Annotated in this window: 18 protein-coding genes; 4 read left to right on the top strand and 14 right to left on the bottom strand. The window is 62.6% G+C overall.

Going from position 1 to position 14,146, the window contains the following annotated elements:
- Window positions 1–211 precede the first annotated feature (211 nt).
- The 3 genes from KIG99_RS18370 to KIG99_RS18360 all read left to right on the top strand — a co-directional run bounded on the left by KIG99_RS18370 (window position 212) and on the right by KIG99_RS18360 (window position 1,898).
- Window positions 212–673 carry a DUF4124 domain-containing protein gene (locus KIG99_RS18370; protein WP_226461476.1) on the top strand — a complete coding sequence of 154 codons (462 nt, stop codon included), beginning with the start codon at window positions 212–214 and terminating at the stop codon, window positions 671–673.
- Between the two features lie 79 nt (window positions 674–752).
- Complete coding sequence (locus KIG99_RS18365) at window positions 753–1,523, top strand: J domain-containing protein (RefSeq protein WP_226461475.1); 771 nt, start codon at window positions 753–755, stop codon at window positions 1,521–1,523.
- Between the two features lie 12 nt (window positions 1,524–1,535).
- Complete coding sequence (locus KIG99_RS18360) at window positions 1,536–1,898, top strand: hypothetical protein (protein ID WP_226461474.1); 363 nt, start codon at window positions 1,536–1,538, stop codon at window positions 1,896–1,898.
- A gap of 21 nt (window positions 1,899–1,919) precedes the next feature.
- On the opposite strand, the gene KIG99_RS18355 is transcribed toward KIG99_RS18360, so the two are convergent.
- Genes KIG99_RS18355 through KIG99_RS18335 form a run of 5 tightly spaced genes read right to left on the bottom strand, consistent with a single transcriptional unit; the run spans window position 1,920 to window position 4,663 of the window.
- Complete coding sequence (locus KIG99_RS18355; protein ID WP_226461473.1) at window positions 1,920–3,641, bottom strand: SulP family inorganic anion transporter; 1,722 nt, start codon at window positions 3,639–3,641, stop codon at window positions 1,920–1,922.
- 7 nt (window positions 3,642–3,648) lie between these two features.
- Complete coding sequence (locus tag KIG99_RS18350) at window positions 3,649–3,912, bottom strand: hypothetical protein (protein ID WP_226461472.1); 264 nt, start codon at window positions 3,910–3,912, stop codon at window positions 3,649–3,651.
- Window positions 3,909–4,106 (bottom strand): hypothetical protein, encoded by a 198-nt coding sequence (locus KIG99_RS18345; protein ID WP_226461471.1) that lies wholly within the window; start codon window positions 4,104–4,106, stop codon window positions 3,909–3,911. The genes KIG99_RS18350 and KIG99_RS18345 overlap by 4 nt, the downstream gene beginning before the upstream one ends.
- On the bottom strand, window positions 4,103–4,342 hold the full coding sequence (locus KIG99_RS18340; RefSeq protein ID WP_226461470.1) for a VF530 family protein: 240 nt from the start codon (window positions 4,340–4,342) through the stop codon (window positions 4,103–4,105). The genes KIG99_RS18345 and KIG99_RS18340 overlap by 4 nt, the downstream gene beginning before the upstream one ends.
- A 3-nt stretch (window positions 4,343–4,345) precedes the next feature.
- Window positions 4,346–4,663: a YkgJ family cysteine cluster protein gene (locus tag KIG99_RS18335; RefSeq protein ID WP_226461469.1), complete on the bottom strand. Its 318-nt coding sequence runs from the start codon at window positions 4,661–4,663 to the stop codon at window positions 4,346–4,348.
- Window positions 4,664–4,901: 238 nt separating this feature from the next.
- Here KIG99_RS18335 and KIG99_RS20810 point away from each other — a divergent pair, with 238 nt between their 5' ends.
- Window positions 4,902–7,460: a chemotaxis protein CheW gene (locus KIG99_RS20810; RefSeq protein ID WP_226461468.1), complete on the top strand. Its 2,559-nt coding sequence runs from the start codon at window positions 4,902–4,904 to the stop codon at window positions 7,458–7,460.
- Here KIG99_RS20810 and KIG99_RS18325 read toward each other — a convergent pair whose 3' ends face one another.
- From KIG99_RS18325 to KIG99_RS18285, 9 genes are all read right to left on the bottom strand, one after another.
- On the bottom strand, window positions 7,461–7,856 hold the full coding sequence (locus KIG99_RS18325; RefSeq protein WP_226461467.1) for a DUF2237 family protein: 396 nt from the start codon (window positions 7,854–7,856) through the stop codon (window positions 7,461–7,463).
- Between the two features lie 7 nt (window positions 7,857–7,863).
- Complete coding sequence (gene iscX / locus KIG99_RS18320) at window positions 7,864–8,058, bottom strand: Fe-S cluster assembly protein IscX (RefSeq protein ID WP_226443575.1); 195 nt, start codon at window positions 8,056–8,058, stop codon at window positions 7,864–7,866.
- Window positions 8,055–8,399, bottom strand: coding sequence for an ISC system 2Fe-2S type ferredoxin (gene fdx / locus KIG99_RS18315; protein ID WP_226443573.1), 345 nt, complete (start codon window positions 8,397–8,399; stop codon window positions 8,055–8,057). The genes iscX and fdx overlap by 4 nt, the downstream gene beginning before the upstream one ends.
- On the bottom strand, window positions 8,396–10,285 hold the full coding sequence (hscA, locus tag KIG99_RS18310; protein ID WP_226461466.1) for a Fe-S protein assembly chaperone HscA: 1,890 nt from the start codon (window positions 10,283–10,285) through the stop codon (window positions 8,396–8,398). The genes fdx and hscA overlap by 4 nt, the downstream gene beginning before the upstream one ends.
- Before the next feature lie 3 nt (window positions 10,286–10,288).
- On the bottom strand, window positions 10,289–10,813 hold the full coding sequence (gene hscB / locus KIG99_RS18305; RefSeq protein WP_226461465.1) for a Fe-S protein assembly co-chaperone HscB: 525 nt from the start codon (window positions 10,811–10,813) through the stop codon (window positions 10,289–10,291).
- Between the two features lie 135 nt (window positions 10,814–10,948).
- Window positions 10,949–11,272 carry an iron-sulfur cluster assembly protein IscA gene (gene iscA, locus KIG99_RS18300; RefSeq protein WP_226461464.1) on the bottom strand — a complete coding sequence of 108 codons (324 nt, stop codon included), beginning with the start codon at window positions 11,270–11,272 and terminating at the stop codon, window positions 10,949–10,951.
- A gap of 2 nt (window positions 11,273–11,274) precedes the next feature.
- A complete protein-coding gene (gene iscU / locus KIG99_RS18295; protein ID WP_153149973.1) occupies window positions 11,275–11,658 on the bottom strand; it encodes a Fe-S cluster assembly scaffold IscU in 384 nt (127 codons plus the stop codon).
- A 92-nt stretch (window positions 11,659–11,750) separates the two neighbouring features.
- Window positions 11,751–12,962: an IscS subfamily cysteine desulfurase gene (locus KIG99_RS18290; RefSeq protein ID WP_226461463.1), complete on the bottom strand. Its 1,212-nt coding sequence runs from the start codon at window positions 12,960–12,962 to the stop codon at window positions 11,751–11,753.
- A gap of 25 nt (window positions 12,963–12,987) precedes the next feature.
- On the bottom strand, window positions 12,988–14,145 hold the full coding sequence (locus KIG99_RS18285) for a cysteine desulfurase family protein (protein ID WP_226461462.1): 1,158 nt from the start codon (window positions 14,143–14,145) through the stop codon (window positions 12,988–12,990).
- Window position 14,146: the final 1 nt, after the last annotated feature.

Raw genomic sequence — 14,146 nt, 5'->3', positions numbered from 1 at the left:
GCAACAGGCGGCGTCGTCATGTACCGTGCGTCGCCTCGCCGCGGCAGCAAGGCCCGGGGCACGGGCTATTTACATTTCCACCGACTGTGACTTAGGCTCTCGACGGCGTCCATCGCGAGCCCATTTCATCGACGGGCGCGCGTCATCGTCAGATTGTCATTGCCGCCCGGCCTGGCCGGGATTTACTTCGCTGGTTTAAGGAGCCGCTGTGTTGCGTAAAGCCCTGCTTTTGTTCATTGCCATGCATGTGTCGTTGGCGCATGCCGAAACATTCAAATGTTCCAAGGCCGGAGGCACCAGCTATTACTCGGACACCCCCTGCGGCACGGACAAGACGGTTCGCGTCGAACAAACCCTGGCAACATCGGCAAACGGCCAGATCAGTCAGAAACTGCTCGGGAAGATGCACGACCTGTGCAAGGATTCGGTCAAGGACTGGATTCCCTACAGTGATCCGAGAAATTTCACCTATCGCGATGGAAGCCGGCTGATCGGCAAGAATGTCGTGATGAAATCCCCAAAGGGTGGCTCGCAGCCGGCCGTCCGCTTCAATCTGGAAGCAAGCAGCAGATCATCTTCCAACCGCTACGGCGGCATGGAGACCTACTATTGCTACGTCACCCCCAGTGACATGCCCTCGGTGATCGGCATTTATACCCAGTTGATGGAATAGGAAATAGCGGCGACTTGCATTGCTCAATTGCATGCGAATTTAGTAGTATCCGGCGCTGCATTTCCAGAACAGTGGCGCGATGAAACACGAAACTTATTACGACTTGCTGGAGGTATCGCCGGACGCTGACCTGGCCGAGATAAGCCAGGCCTATTTGCGGATTTCAAAGCAGCAGGCCGCCGACAAAAGCTCCATGGAAGCCGCGCTGCGCAAAGAACTCGTCGACCGGGCCTACGAGACCCTTTCCAGTCCGACCCGACGCAACGATTACGATGCCGGACTGTCGCAGAATCAACTGATGCCCAATGCCGGCGAACGGCCGCTTTATATTGAAGTCGGACTCGAGCCGAACAAGGCAAGCCCGATCCGGCGCCTGCTCACGGTGATTGCCAGCGTGATGGTGATCGGCCTGGTCATCCAGGCGGTTGTGATCTTCATGTCCTACCAGCGCGCCAAGGTAATCATGGAAGAGAACGGTCCCTCACCGGCCGCGGAAAAGGTATACCTGCAGGAGTTCTACCAGACCTATGGCATCCGTGCCGCCAGTCGGGGAGAAGCGGAATTGCTGCTGGCCGACATGAAAAAGAAGGAACAGCAGACGCGCGACGAAGCCCAGAACAAGCAGCTCATGGAAAATGAAGCGCGCAAGCAAAAGCAGTTCGAGGAAGAGTCACGCCGCATTGGCGCCGAGGTGTCGGCGAATATCCAGCAAGCCGAACAGGAAGCCGCCCGCCAGAAGGAAGCCGAATTGCGCCAGAAGGAAGAACGGGAACGGGCCGAAAAAGCCGAAGAGCGCGCCCGCCTCGATAACGAGATGAATCGCCTGCGCGCGCGCCGATACTCGGAATAATCCGACAGGACGATGGCGAACCTCTTCTCGGGAAAACTCTTCAAAATTGCCGCCTTGCTCATCGCAGGCATGCTGATTTATTTGCTGATCGCCGGCAAGAAATTCAGCGAACGCGACTTCGTTGGCAAATGGCAATCTTCCCGGACATTCACCCCGCTCGTCATTGCCGCCAACGGCGAATGGGAAATCAGGACCGCTGAAGGCAGTGTCCTGCAATACGGTATCTGGCGTTTGGAGAACGACAAGATCATCTGGACCATCAAGCAGGGCGGCCGGATCACCGATGACGCCAACCCGGTGCTGTCAGCCAGCGCCAGGGAATTCCGGGTCCGCGAACAGGACGGCAGCACGACCGTCTTCAAGCGGATCGATTAAGCGCGCAACCAGCAAGGCAGCCTAAATTTCCGGGCACCAGACCTCGGCCGGCGCCAGCTTTGCGTAGGCGGCATTGGCCGAGAGGAAGACCTCACCGGTCAACGCATTCCAGAAGGCCGATTTCATCAGGCGGTCCTGCACCGGCCCCTTGACCTCGGCGAGGTGCAGCCTGATGCCGCGCGCCGCGAGGTCCTGGTTGAGTTCGGCAAAAACCTCGACCGCCGTGGTGTCCATCAGATTGACGCCACTCATCACCAGCACCAGGTCGTGCGGCGCTTCAATCAGCGCCAGTTCCTGCTCCAGACGTTGCTCGACCGCCCCGAGATTGCCGAAGAACAAACGCTCGTCGATGCGCACGAAGAGCACGCCGGGCAGCGTTTCGACTTCATAACGCGCCACGTTGCGGAAATGCTCGGTGCCCGGCACCCGGCCGACGACGGCGATGTGCGGCGTACTGACGCGCAGCAGCAGCGTCGCCATCGACAGCACGATGCCCAGACCGATCCCGGCCTCCAGCCCGAAGAGCAGCACGCCGCCGGCGGTGCACAGCAGCGCCAGCGCGTCGGCACGGTCGTAAGCCCAGGCCTGGCGCAGGGCGCGCAGATCGATCATCGACAAGGCGGCGACGATGATGCTCGCCGCCAGCACGGCGAGCGGCAGGCGCTCGAACCATTGCGCCGCACCGAGCACGACGCCGACCATGGCGAGCGCCGACAGGATGCTGGCGAGCGGCGTCTGCGCCCCGGCAGCGACATTGATCGCCGAACGCGAGGTACCGCCGCCGACCGGCATGCCGCCAGAGAAGGCGGCGACAACGTTGGCAGCGCCAAGACCGACCAGTTCGGCATTGGCGTCGATGCGTTCGCGCCGCTTGATGGCCAGCGCCTGCGCCATGGTGATGCCTTGCACCATGCCGATCAGCGCCATGACGAAAGCCGGACGCAGCAATTGCTGCACGGTATCAAGACCGGGCAGGAAAAAATTGAATTCGGGCAGGCCGGCGACCACGCCACCGACGACATCGACGCCGTTGAGACGGTCGAGATCGAAGGCGACTACCGCCCCCAAGCCGGCCAGCACGATCAGCAACGGCATCAGGCGCACGACGAAGGCGGCGCGGCCGGCGCTCAGGCCGGCACGCACCAACCAGCCAGCCAGCGCCGAACGAACAACGAGGAGCAGGACGAGCGCTGTCAGGCCGATCGCCAGCGTCGGCAGATGGCTCTCGCCGAGGCGGGTCAGCAGGTCGAGCAGCACGTCGCCGCTGCTCTCGCCCTGCGGCGCGATGCCGAGCAGGTACTTGAGCTGGCTGACCACGATCAGTACCGCCGAACCGGAAATAAAGCCGCTGATTACCGGTCGACTGAGCAATTGCGACAAAAATCCCAGACGCAACAGGCCGCAGGCGAGCAGCATCAGGCCGGAAAGCAGGGACAACGCCGCGGCCAGCATGATGTAGCCGGGGGTGGTCGGCGTCGCCAGCGGGCTGAGCACCGAGTAAGTCATGATCGCGGTGATCGCCACCGGCCCGACTGCCTGCACCATGCTGCTGCCGAGCAGCGCGTAGGCAATCACCGGCAGGATGCTGACGTAGAGCCCGAGCTGCGGCGGCAGGCCGGCGAGCAGTGCGTAGGCAAGGCTCTGCGGAATGACCAGGATGGTGACGATAAGGCCGGCCGCGACATCGGCCCCGAGTTTTTCCTTCGGGTAATGCTGCAGCCAGGCGGGGATCAGCCGGGACATCGCGCGTTCAGGTCTTTTTGACCAGTTGTTTGGCGAAGGCCGCATCGTTCTTGGTGACGCGCGGCACGACCTGCGGCCCGAGCGCATTGACCGCCTTGACGAAGTCATCGAGCGGCAAGGCGGCGACGCTTTCCTGGACGCCCTCGACGGTACGTTCGCGCAACACGAACAGGCCGTCGCCGGTCATCACCATCAGGAAATGCCGGCCGGCGCAGCGCTCGTTGAGACGGGCGACGGCGGCGGTGGCGCGGGTCGAGCGGCGGGCGGTCACTTGTATTTCTTGAAAACGGCCTTGGCGTCGAGATAGGCGCGATCCAGCGTGCAGATCGATTCATCGTCGTCGTGGCCGGAAAAGAAGTCGTCGGCCTGGGCACGCATCACCATGGCGATGGCGGCCTGGTCGGCGACGTCGTATTTCTCGGTGATCAGGGTGGTTACTTCGTCGAGGTGTTCTTCGTAGGTCATGGCGTTTCGTATTTCATGTCGAGGTAAAGCGCTTCCACCTTGGCCCGCGCCCAGGGCGTGCGGCGCAGGAACTTGAGGCTGGAGGCGATGCTGGGGTCGAGGATGAAGCAGCGGATTTCGATCTGGCGCCCCATTTCTTCCCAGCCGTAACGGTCGACCAGTTCCAGGAGCATTTTTTCCAGGGTGACCCCGTGCAGGGGATTGTTCGGCTGCTTGTTCGTGGTTGGGTCGGTCATGGCTTATCCGGCACAGGCGCCCGCCGGGCGCATGAAATAGAGTGTGCGCTGCTCGAGGCAATCGCGGTCGCCCATTTCGAAAGCACGGCAGATGTCGGGACGCAGTTCATAGATCGTGCAGCGCATCGTGTCGCGATCGAGCGCCGCACACCAGCCGTCGTCAAGGCGGCGCATCACCGCCCCGCCCCAGTCGTTTTCGTCGGTGAAGCGGGCCGGCACGCCGGCATCGCCGATCAGCATGACTTCAAGCTGGCAGCAGCAGGCCGCGCAATTGCTGCAGGCTACGGCCGGGCTGTCGTCAGGAAGGCTGGGGGCGGTCATGGCGCGCATTGTCCCATGCCGGCCGGGGCGAGGTCCATGCACCGCCGGCGGCGAGCGGTCGACTGTGTGAAAAAGGCCATTTTCCCAGCGTCGACCGCTACGGCACCAGTTGGGTGCAGGCGCCTTGCCGTGGTGCCGAAAAAGCCATGAAAAAGTGCCGAAATGGCGCCCGCAGAAGCTTTTTCACGGGCATGTCGCTTGCTTCTATGCAGACATCTGTCGGCAGCTGGAGATGGGCGTGGCGAAATACAAGGGAATCGAAGTCAGGGACAACGTGCGGCAACTGCTGCCCCACATGCCGCTGATCGAGGAATACCGCGAAATGCTGCAGTCGCTGCAGGCGGTCTGGGACAATCTCAACCTGCTCGGCCAGATGTCAGGCACCACCGCCGAGATCGGTCAGACCCGCGAAGCCTTCGCCAGCCTGACCGGCGAACTGCTCAACAACCTCGCCGAACAGACGCTGGCCAAGCGTGAACAGGAAATGAAGGCGCGCTCGCAGGTGGTGATCGACATCCTGATCCGCAACCTGTTCGAGCGCACCGCCGACATCGGCTTTCTGTCCACCGACGACGCGATCCGCCAGTTTGCTGCCAACCCCGGCGAGCCCTGGGCGCTGCAACAGCGCTTCCGGGAATATGTCCGCAAGTATTCGGTGTACGAAGATGTCGTGCTGCTCGACCGCAACGGCCGCATTCTAGCCCGCCTCAAACCGGACGAGCGGATCACCGGTATCCACGATGACTGGGTACGTGCCGCTGCAACAACCAGTGCGCCCTATGTCGAGGCCTACGGCCCTTCCGAACTCTTCCCCGGCCAGGCGCAATCGCTGATCTACGCCTACAAGATCACTTCCGGGCTGGGCGATACGCTGGCCGTGCTCGCCCTGTGCTTTCGCTTCGGCGACGAGATGACGCGCATCTTCCAGGGCCTGGCCCAGGCCGACGATGCCGGCGTGATGGCGCTGCTCGATGCCGGCGGCCAGGTCATCGCCAGCAGCGACCGCTGGCAGGTGCCGCTCGGCGCCGAACTGCAGGTCGCCTCGGGCAGCCTGCAGCGCCTGCGCTTCGCCGGCCGCAGCTATCTCGCCTTCGCCAGCGACACCAAGGGCTACCAGGGCTACATGGGGCCAGGCTGGCGTGGCCTGGTGCTGATGCCGGTCGATCACGCCTTCGAGATTCACGACGACCACCAGCTCGATGCCATCGAACCCGCCCTGCTCGCCTCGGTGATGGCGGGCGGACGCGCTTTTTCCGAGGCCCTGCGCGCCATTCCGCAGCAGGCCGAAGGCATCCAGCGCGACCTCAGCCGCGCCGTCTGGAACGGCACGGTACGCCAGGGCAGCTCGGCGGCAGCGGTCAACAGCGCTTTTTCGAAGATTTTGCTGCGCGAGATCAGCCGCATCGGCATGAGCATGCGCGAAGTCTTCTCGCGCTCGATCGGCAACCTGCAGGCGACGGTGCTCTCCTCGCTGCTCGCCGACAGCCAGTTCTTCGCGGCGCTGGCGATCGACATCATGGACCGCAATCTCTACGAGCGCGCCAACGACTGCCGCTGGTGGGCGCTCGACGGCAACATCCGCGCCCAGCTCGCCAACCCGGACAACAAGAACCGCCAGGCGGAGATGGAAAAGATCATCGCCTACATCAACAGCCTGTACACGGTCTACGACAACATCCTGCTCTTCGATGACGAAGGTTGCGTCCAAGCCGTTGCCAACCCGAACTACGCCAGCCTGGTCGGCAAGACGCTGGACGCGCCCTGGGTGGCCGACTGCCTGGCCCTGCCCGACAGCCAGTCCTACACGGTATCGGAGTTCGGACGCAGCCCGCTCTATGCCTCGCGCCCGACCTACATCTACCTGGCCGCGCTGCGCGCCCCGGACGACAGCCGGGTCACCGGCGGCATCGCCATCGTCTTCGACAGCGAACCGCAGTTCAGCGCCATGCTCAACGATTCCCTGCCGCGCGAAGCCTCCGGCGAGCCGGTCGCCGGCAGCTTTGCCGTCTTCGTCGATGACGCCGCGCGCATTATCGCCTCGACCGACAGCAACTACCGGATCGGCGAAACCCTGACCTTACCGGACGAGCTTCTCAAGCCGGCAGCGTCAGGCTGTTCCCGGCTGATTGCGCTGGACGGCCAGGTGATGGCGGTCGGCGCCCGGCCGTCCACCGGCTACCGCGAATACAAGGGCAAGGAAGACAGTTATCGCAATGCGCTCAGCGCGCTGGTCTTCATCCCGCTCGGCGCCTACGACGCCCAGGCCCGCCTCGGCAATGACAGCGGTGAAGTTGTTGCGCGCCGTGCCAGTCCGGCGGCCGACGTCGCCATCCGCGAAATCGCCACCTTCCATCTCGGCGGCCACTGGCTGGGCCTGCCGGTCAGTGCGGTGGTCGAGGCGATCGAGTTGAATGGCGCGGCCTGCCTGGCCAATGCACCGAAACAAGTCTACGGCGCGCTGATCTACCGCAATGAGGCCCTGCCCATCTACAACCTGCACGCCGCGCTCGGTCTCGACGAAAGTGACGAAGCCGGTGTCGGCCAGCAGGTGGTCGTGGTGCGCGGCGAAAATGGCAAGCTGTTCGGCATCCTGGTCGACCAGCTGGGCGAAGTCATGGAAACGCCGCTCAGCGATATCGAAGACCTGGCGAACATCTATGTCGGCATTGCCTCGGTGCTGGCTTCCGTCGTCAAGACCGCACCCGGCACCAATGCGCCGATGCTGGTCCTGCTGTCGGTGGCGAGCATGAGCGAACAATTGCGCGGCCGCAGCGAGGCGGCGACCCAGCCAGCCTGATCAGTGCAGGTCGACGGCGTGCTGCTTGAGCGCGGCCAGCGGCACGATTTCCAGTGCCGCCTGGTTGGTCGAATTGAGCGACACCTGCGGTGCCTTGCCGGCCCGGTAAGCCTGCAACCAGCGCGCGGCGCACAAGCACCAGCGCTGACCGGGCTGCAGGCCGGGAAAATCGAATTCCGGGCGCGGCGTGGACAGGTCGTTGCCGGCGGCTTTCGAGAATTCGAGGAATTCGGCGGTCAGCACGACGCAGATCGTGTGGCTGCCGAGATCATCCTCTGAGGTATTGCAGCATCCGTCGCGGAAGAAGCCGGTCATTGGCCGCTCGTTACAGGGCAGCAAGGGCCCGCCCAGCACATTGAGCTGATTGCCACGCCCGGGAAAATCGCGGGTTTTCACTGGCTGCTCAGGCGACTTCGTCGATCCAGGCCTGCTGGATGGCTTCGAGGATCTTTTCGCCGCAGCGGTTGGGATCGTCGTTGAAGTCCGGCAGGGCCATGACCCAATTGCGCAGATCGACGAAATTGATCTTCAGCGGATCGATGGCGGGATGGGCATCGCTCAGTTCAATGGCGATGTCGTTGATGTCGGTCCATTTCATTTGCGGTGTCCTTCCTTGGCCATGTTCAGGCTGTATTTCGGAATTTCGACGACCAGCGGCGTCTTGCCGACGATGGCCTGACAGCCCAGGCGCGAATTCGGCTCCAGGCCCCAGGCCTTGTCGAGCAGGTCTTCCTCTTCTTCCTCGGCCGGGGTCAGCGAGTTGAAGCCTTCACGCACGATGACGTGACAGGTCGTGCAAGCGCAGGACATTTCGCAGGCGTGGTCGAGTTCGACGCCGTTTTCGAGCAGGGTTTCGCAGATCGACTTGCCCTCTTCCGCCTCGATGACGGCGCCTTCCGGACAATTCTCGACGTGCGGCAGAACGATGATCTGGGTCATGCCGTTTCTCCTTCGTTGCCCACCTTGATGTCGTCGACATTGCGACCGGAGAGCACTTTCTTGATGCTTTGATCCATGCGGCGATGCGCGAATTCCTGCGTCTCGAAACCGAGATCGTCCATGGCGATGTTGATCAGGCGGCGGTTCTCGCCGGCCATGGTGTCGCGCAGCTTGGCGATGGTCGCGCTGATCTTGGCGGTTTCGGCCGCGTTGAGCAGGTGCGGATCTTCCTTCATCGCCGCCTCGGTTGCCTCGATCATGCGCTGCGCTTCGACCTGGGCTTCCTTGAGGGCGCGGCTCATCGCGTCGTCCTTGGCGTGCTCCATCGAATCCTTGAGCATGCCGGCAATCTCGTCGTCGGAGAGGCCGTAGGACGGCTTGACGGTGACGCTGGCTTCGACGCCGGTCGTCTGCTCACGCGCTGCTACCGACAGCAAACCGTCGGCATCGACCTGGAAGGTGACGCGGATGCGCGCCGCGCCGGCCACCATCGGCGGAATGCCGCGCAGCTCGAAACGGGCCAGCGAACGGCAGTCGGCAACCAACTCGCGTTCGCCCTGGACGACGTGGATGGCCATCGCCGTCTGGCCGTCCTTGAAAGTGGTGAATTCCTGGGCACGTGCCGTCGGGATCGTGGAATTGCGCGGAATGACCTTCTCGGTCAGGCCGCCCATGGTTTCCAGGCCGAGCGACAGCGGCGTGACGTCGAGCAGCAGCCAGTCGTCGGTGCCGGTCTTGTTGCCGACCAGCAGGTTGGCCTGGGTCGCGGCACCAAGCGCGACGACCTTGTCGGGATCGAGATTGGTCAGCGGTTCCTGGCGGAAAAAGTCGCCGACCGCCTTCTGCACCTGCGGCATGCGCGTCGAGCCGCCGACCATAACCACGCCCTTGACGTCTTCGGCACGCAGGCCGGCATCGCGCAGCGCCTTCTTGACCGGCTGCATGGTTTTCGAGATCAAGGTCTGGGCAATTTCAGCGAAGGTTGCGACATCGAGCTTGATGTCGACTACGTCGCCGCTGCTCAGGCGCACGGTGATTTGCGCTTCCGGATGGTTGGTCAGATATTCCTTGGCTTCGCGGCAGCGCATCATCAGCAGGCGCCCGTCTTCCGGCGACAGCGGCTGCAGCTTGGCCTGCTCGATGACCCAGCAGAAAATGCGATGGTCGAAATCGTCGCCGCCGAGCGCCGAATCGCCGCCGGTGGACATCACTTCGAAAACGCCCTTGGTCAGCTTCAGGATGGAGATGTCGAAAGTGCCGCCGCCCAGATCGTAGACCGCGTAGACGCCCTCCGCAGCGTTATCCAGCCCGTAGGCGATGGCGGCGGCGGTCGGCTCGTTCAGCAGGCGCAGGACGTTGAGACCGGCCAGCTTGGCCGCATCCTTGGTCGCCTGGCGCTGTGCGTCGTCGAAATAGGCCGGCACGGTGATCACGGCACCGACCAGTTCGCCGGCCAGCGCGCTTTCGGCGCGTTCCTTGAGGCTTTTCAGGATTTCGGCCGAAACCTCGACCGGGCTCTTGATGCCGGCGATGGTCCTGACCTTGACCATGCCCGGCGCCTCGATGAAGTCGTAGGGCATGGATTCGACATGAGCGATGTCCTTGAGGCCGCGCCCCATGAAACGCTTGACGGAAACGATGGTATTTCTCGGGTCGACCGCCTGGCGCTTCTGCGCGTCGTAGCCGACTTCCGTGCTGAGGTCGGCGTGATAGCGCACGACCGAGGGCAGCAAGGGGCGGCCCTGCTCGTCGTTGAGGCAGACGGCAATGCCGCTGCGCACGGTGGCGACCAGCGAATTGGTGGTACCGAGGTCGATGCCGATGGCGAGCTTGTGCTCGTGCGGGGCAGCCGACTCACCGGGCTCGGCGATTTGAAACAGGGCCATAGATTATTCTTCCAGCGACGCCAGCGCGTCGTCGATTTCGTAAAGGAGTTTTTCCAGGAACATCAGGCGCCGCACCAGCTCGGTGGCGGCGCTGTGATCGTCCTGATCGAACAGTTCGGCGAGCTCGTCATAGTGCGCGTTGATGTCGCCGCGCAGACGGTTGTGCAGGTGTTCCAGCTCGTGGTGATCGCCACCGCTGCGCGCATCCATGACCGCCTCGCGCCATTCCATCTGTTCCATCAGGAAGTCGACCGGCATCGCGGTATTGTTTTCCGCCTGGATGTCGTGCCCGGCCTGATGCAGCAGATACTTGGCGCGCTCGAGCGGCTTTTTCAGTGTCTGGTAAGCCTCGTTGGCATGCGTCGCCCACTGCATGGACAAGCGCCGCTCGGCATCGCCGGCACTGACGAAACGATCCGGATGCACCTGCGCCTGGATGTCGCGGTAACGCGAATCCAGCTCGGACAGGCTGATCCGGAAGTTTTTCGGCAGTTCGAACAGGGAAAAGAAATCGGCGGTCAGATCCACCACAAACCTCGCAATAGCCGCCTTTTACAGCCGCTCAAAATGAGACAAACCGCAAGGCGAAGGCAGGGCTAGGCGCCACGCACGCAGACAGTACGCTAGTACGGCAAGTGCGGGGTAACGACGCCCTGCCGAGCATTAGACGTTGAAGGATTCGCCGCAGCCGCATTGGTCCTTGACATTGGGGTTGTTAAATTTGAACCCCTCGTTCAGACCTTCGCGCGCAAAATCCAGCTCCATCCCTTCGAGATACGGCATGCTCCTGGCGTCAACAAACACCTTGACGCCATTGCTCTCAAAAACCATATCCTCGGGATCAACCTCGTCGACAAATTCCAGCTTGTAGGCCATGCCGGAACAGCCGCTGGTCCGCACGCCGAGGCGCAGGCCGACGCCCTTGCCCCGCTTGGTCAGGTAATTGGCGACATGTTTTGCCGCCTTGTCGGTCAAGGTCACAGCCATGCTTATTCTCCGTGCTTTTTCTTGTAATCCGCCACGGCTGCCTTGATGGCATCCTCGGCCAGGATCGAACAATGAATTTTAACCGGCGGCAGGGCCAGTTCTTCAGCAATTTCGGTGTTTTTGATGGCCAGGGCCTGGTCGACCGTCTTGCCCTTGACCCATTCAGTCACCAGCGAAGACGAGGCGATGGCCGAGCCGCAACCGTAGGTCTTGAACTTGGCATCTTCGATGACGCCGGACTTGTTGACCTTGATCTGCAGCTTCATGACGTCGCCGCAGGCCGGCGCGCCGACCATGCCGGTGCCGACGCCGTCGTCTTCCTTGCCGAAGGAACCGACGTTGCGGGGATTTTCGTAGTGATCGATGACTTTGACGCTATAGCTCATGTTGTTGCTCCTTATAGTCGCGCTGCTAGCTGTTAGGATCGAGTTGCCTAGGAAAACCGGCTCGATCCTGGATCCTAATAACTAACAACTAATTAGTGTGCGGCCCACTGAACGGTGCTCAGATCGATGCCTTCCTTGTACATATCCCACAGCGGCGACAGATCGCGCAGCTTGCCGACCTTGGTGTGCAGCAACTGGATGGCGTAGTCGATTTCCTCTTCGGTCGTGAAGCGGCCGATCGAGAAGCGGATCGAGCTGTGTGCCAGTTCGTCGTCGCGACCCAGGGCGCGCAGCACGTAGGACGGTTCCAGGCTGGCCGAGGTGCAGGCCGAACCGGACGAAACAGCCAGATCCTTGATCGCCATGATCATCGACTCGCCTTCGACATAGGCAAAGCTGATGTTCAGGTTGTGCGCCACGCGCTGCGTCAGGTCGCCGTTGACGAAGGTTGCCTCGATATCCTGCAGGCCCTTCAACAGCTTGTCGCGCAGCTTGCCGACGCGCAGGTTTTCTTCGGCCATTTCTTCCTTGGCCAGACGGAAACACTCGCCCATGCCGACGATCTGGTGCGTCGCCAGCGTGCCGGAGCGGAAACCACGCTCGTGACCGCCGCCGTGCATCTGGGCTTCGAGACGGACGCGCGGCTTGCGACGGACATAGAGTGCGCCGATACCTTTCGGGCCGTAGGTCTTGTGCGCCGAGAAGCTCATCAGGTCGACCTTGAGCTTGCTCAAGTCGATGTCGACCTTGCCGGTCGCTTGCGCGGCATCGACGTGGAAGATGACGCCTTTCTCGCGGCAGATTTCGCCGAGTTCGGCGATCGGCTGGATGACGCCGACTTCGTTATTGACGAACATCACCGAGGCCAGCACGGTGTCCGGGCGGATGGCGGCCTTGAAGACTTCCAGATCGAGCAGGCCGTCTTCCTTGACGTCGAGATAAGTGGCTTCGAAGCCCTGGCGTTCGAGTTCGCGCACGGTGTCGAGCACGGCCTTGTGCTCGGTCTTCACCGTGATGATGTGCTTGCCCTTGGTGCCGGCGTAAAAATTGGCGGCGCCCTTGATGGCGAGATTGTTAGATTCGGTGGCACCGGAGGTCCAGACGATTTCCTTGGGATCAGCCCCGACCAGCGCGGCGACCTGTTCGCGCGCTTCTTCGACGGCCGCATCGGCGACCCAGCCGAAGCTGTGCGAACGCGAGGCCGGATTGCCGAAGTGCTCGCACAGGTAAGGAATCATTTTTTCCGCGACGCGCGGGTCGACCGGCGTGGTGGCCGAGTAATCCAGGTAGATCGGAAGTTTCATCGTCATTCTCGCTATGTCGGATTGTTCAAACGGCAACTGCCGTCAGTCCCTGCAGGCGTCCGACTGTGACCTGCAAGGCGTTGATCAACTGGTCGATATCGACCTCTGTATTGTCTGCACCCAGGCTGACCCGCACTGCACCGCGGGCGATTTCCGGCGCCACGCCCATCGCCCGCAGCACATGCGAGGGTTCCGGGTTGGCGCTGGAACAAGCGGCACCACTGGCCACCGCAAAACCTTCGCGATCCAGCTTGCCGACCAGGGTTTCGCCATCGATATCGGCGAAGGCGAAGTAACTGGTATTGGGCAATCTGGGCGCGTCGACCGCAAAAACCGTGGCGCCAAGCGCCTGCAATCCTTTTTCCAGCCTGCCCTGCAACACTTTCATACGCATCGGCAGTTCGGCAACGCGTTGCGCCGCAAGTTCCGCCGCAATGCCAAATCCGACGATGGCCGGCACGTTTTCGGTGCCCGAACGCAGGCCGCGCTCGTGGCCGCCGCCGGCGATCAGGGGCTGCAACTCGACGCGCTTGTCGAGCACCAGCGCCGCCGCACCTTTCGGGCCGTTCGCCTTGTGCGCCGACAGGGTCAGTGCATGCACACCGGCCGCATTGAGCACCCGGAAATCGAGCGGCAGCTTGCCCAGCACCTGTACCGCATCGCTGTGGAACCAGGCGCCGCTGGCGCGGGCCGCCGTCGCCAGCGCCGCAACATCCTGCAGGACGCCGGTTTCATTGTTGGCGCTCATCACCGAAATCAGTTTCGGTTTACCTGCCAGCACCTCGGCGTAATCCGTCAAATCGACCCGTCCGGCGGCGTCGACCGCTATCTGTCGCACTGCCCAGCCCTGCCGCGCCAATTGAGCGGCCGGCTTGAGCACACAGGGGTGTTCAACGGCACTGACCGCGAGCAGGCCCGGCTTCAGGGAAGCGGCGGCGCCTTTCAGGAACAGGTTGTTGCTTTCGCTGCCACCACTGGTGAACACGACCTCGGTCGGGTGGGCATTGACTGCCGCCGCGACGCGCTGGCGCGCTTCATCGATCGCCTGGCGTGCCCGCCGCCCATATTCGTGCCGGCTTGAGGCATTGCCACACAGGCTTTCCAGCCAGGGCAGCATGCCCGCCAGCACGGCCGGAGCGAGCGGCGTCGTGGCGTTGTGATCGAGGTAGCGCGGTTGAAACATG

The sequence above is a fragment of the Quatrionicoccus australiensis genome (assembly GCF_020510425.1).
Lineage (GTDB): Bacteria > Pseudomonadota > Gammaproteobacteria > Burkholderiales > Rhodocyclaceae > Azonexus > Azonexus australiensis_A.
The sequence above is the reverse complement of the archived record's forward strand: the minus strand, read 5'-3'. Positions and strand labels throughout refer to the sequence as shown.

What these genes read in the sequence shown, in the direction of transcription:
- KIG99_RS18365 (WP_226461475.1), top strand. Translation starts at nt 753, where the DNA reads ATGAAACACGAAACTTATTACGACTTGCTGGAGGTATCGCCGGACGCT.
- iscX (WP_226443575.1), bottom strand. Translation starts at nt 8,058, where the DNA reads ATGAAATGGACCGACATCAACGACATCGCCATTGAACTGAGCGATGCC.
- iscU (WP_153149973.1), bottom strand. Translation starts at nt 11,658, where the DNA reads ATGAGCTATAGCGTCAAAGTCATCGATCACTACGAAAATCCCCGCAAC.
- KIG99_RS18285 (WP_226461462.1), bottom strand. Translation starts at nt 14,145, where the DNA reads ATGTTTCAACCGCGCTACCTCGATCACAACGCCACGACGCCGCTCGCT.
- KIG99_RS18345 (WP_226461471.1), bottom strand. Translation starts at nt 4,106, where the DNA reads ATGACCTACGAAGAACACCTCGACGAAGTAACCACCCTGATCACCGAG.
- iscA (WP_226461464.1), bottom strand. Translation starts at nt 11,272, where the DNA reads ATGGCTGTGACCTTGACCGACAAGGCGGCAAAACATGTCGCCAATTAC.
- KIG99_RS18360 (WP_226461474.1), top strand. Translation starts at nt 1,536, where the DNA reads ATGGCGAACCTCTTCTCGGGAAAACTCTTCAAAATTGCCGCCTTGCTC.
- hscA (WP_226461466.1), bottom strand. Translation starts at nt 10,285, where the DNA reads ATGGCCCTGTTTCAAATCGCCGAGCCCGGTGAGTCGGCTGCCCCGCAC.
- KIG99_RS18290 (WP_226461463.1), bottom strand. Translation starts at nt 12,962, where the DNA reads ATGAAACTTCCGATCTACCTGGATTACTCGGCCACCACGCCGGTCGAC.
- KIG99_RS18335 (WP_226461469.1), bottom strand. Translation starts at nt 4,663, where the DNA reads ATGACCGCCCCCAGCCTTCCTGACGACAGCCCGGCCGTAGCCTGCAGC.
- KIG99_RS18355 (WP_226461473.1), bottom strand. Translation starts at nt 3,641, where the DNA reads ATGTCCCGGCTGATCCCCGCCTGGCTGCAGCATTACCCGAAGGAAAAA.
- KIG99_RS18340 (WP_226461470.1), bottom strand. Translation starts at nt 4,342, where the DNA reads ATGACCGACCCAACCACGAACAAGCAGCCGAACAATCCCCTGCACGGG.
- fdx (WP_226443573.1), bottom strand. Translation starts at nt 8,399, where the DNA reads ATGACCCAGATCATCGTTCTGCCGCACGTCGAGAATTGTCCGGAAGGC.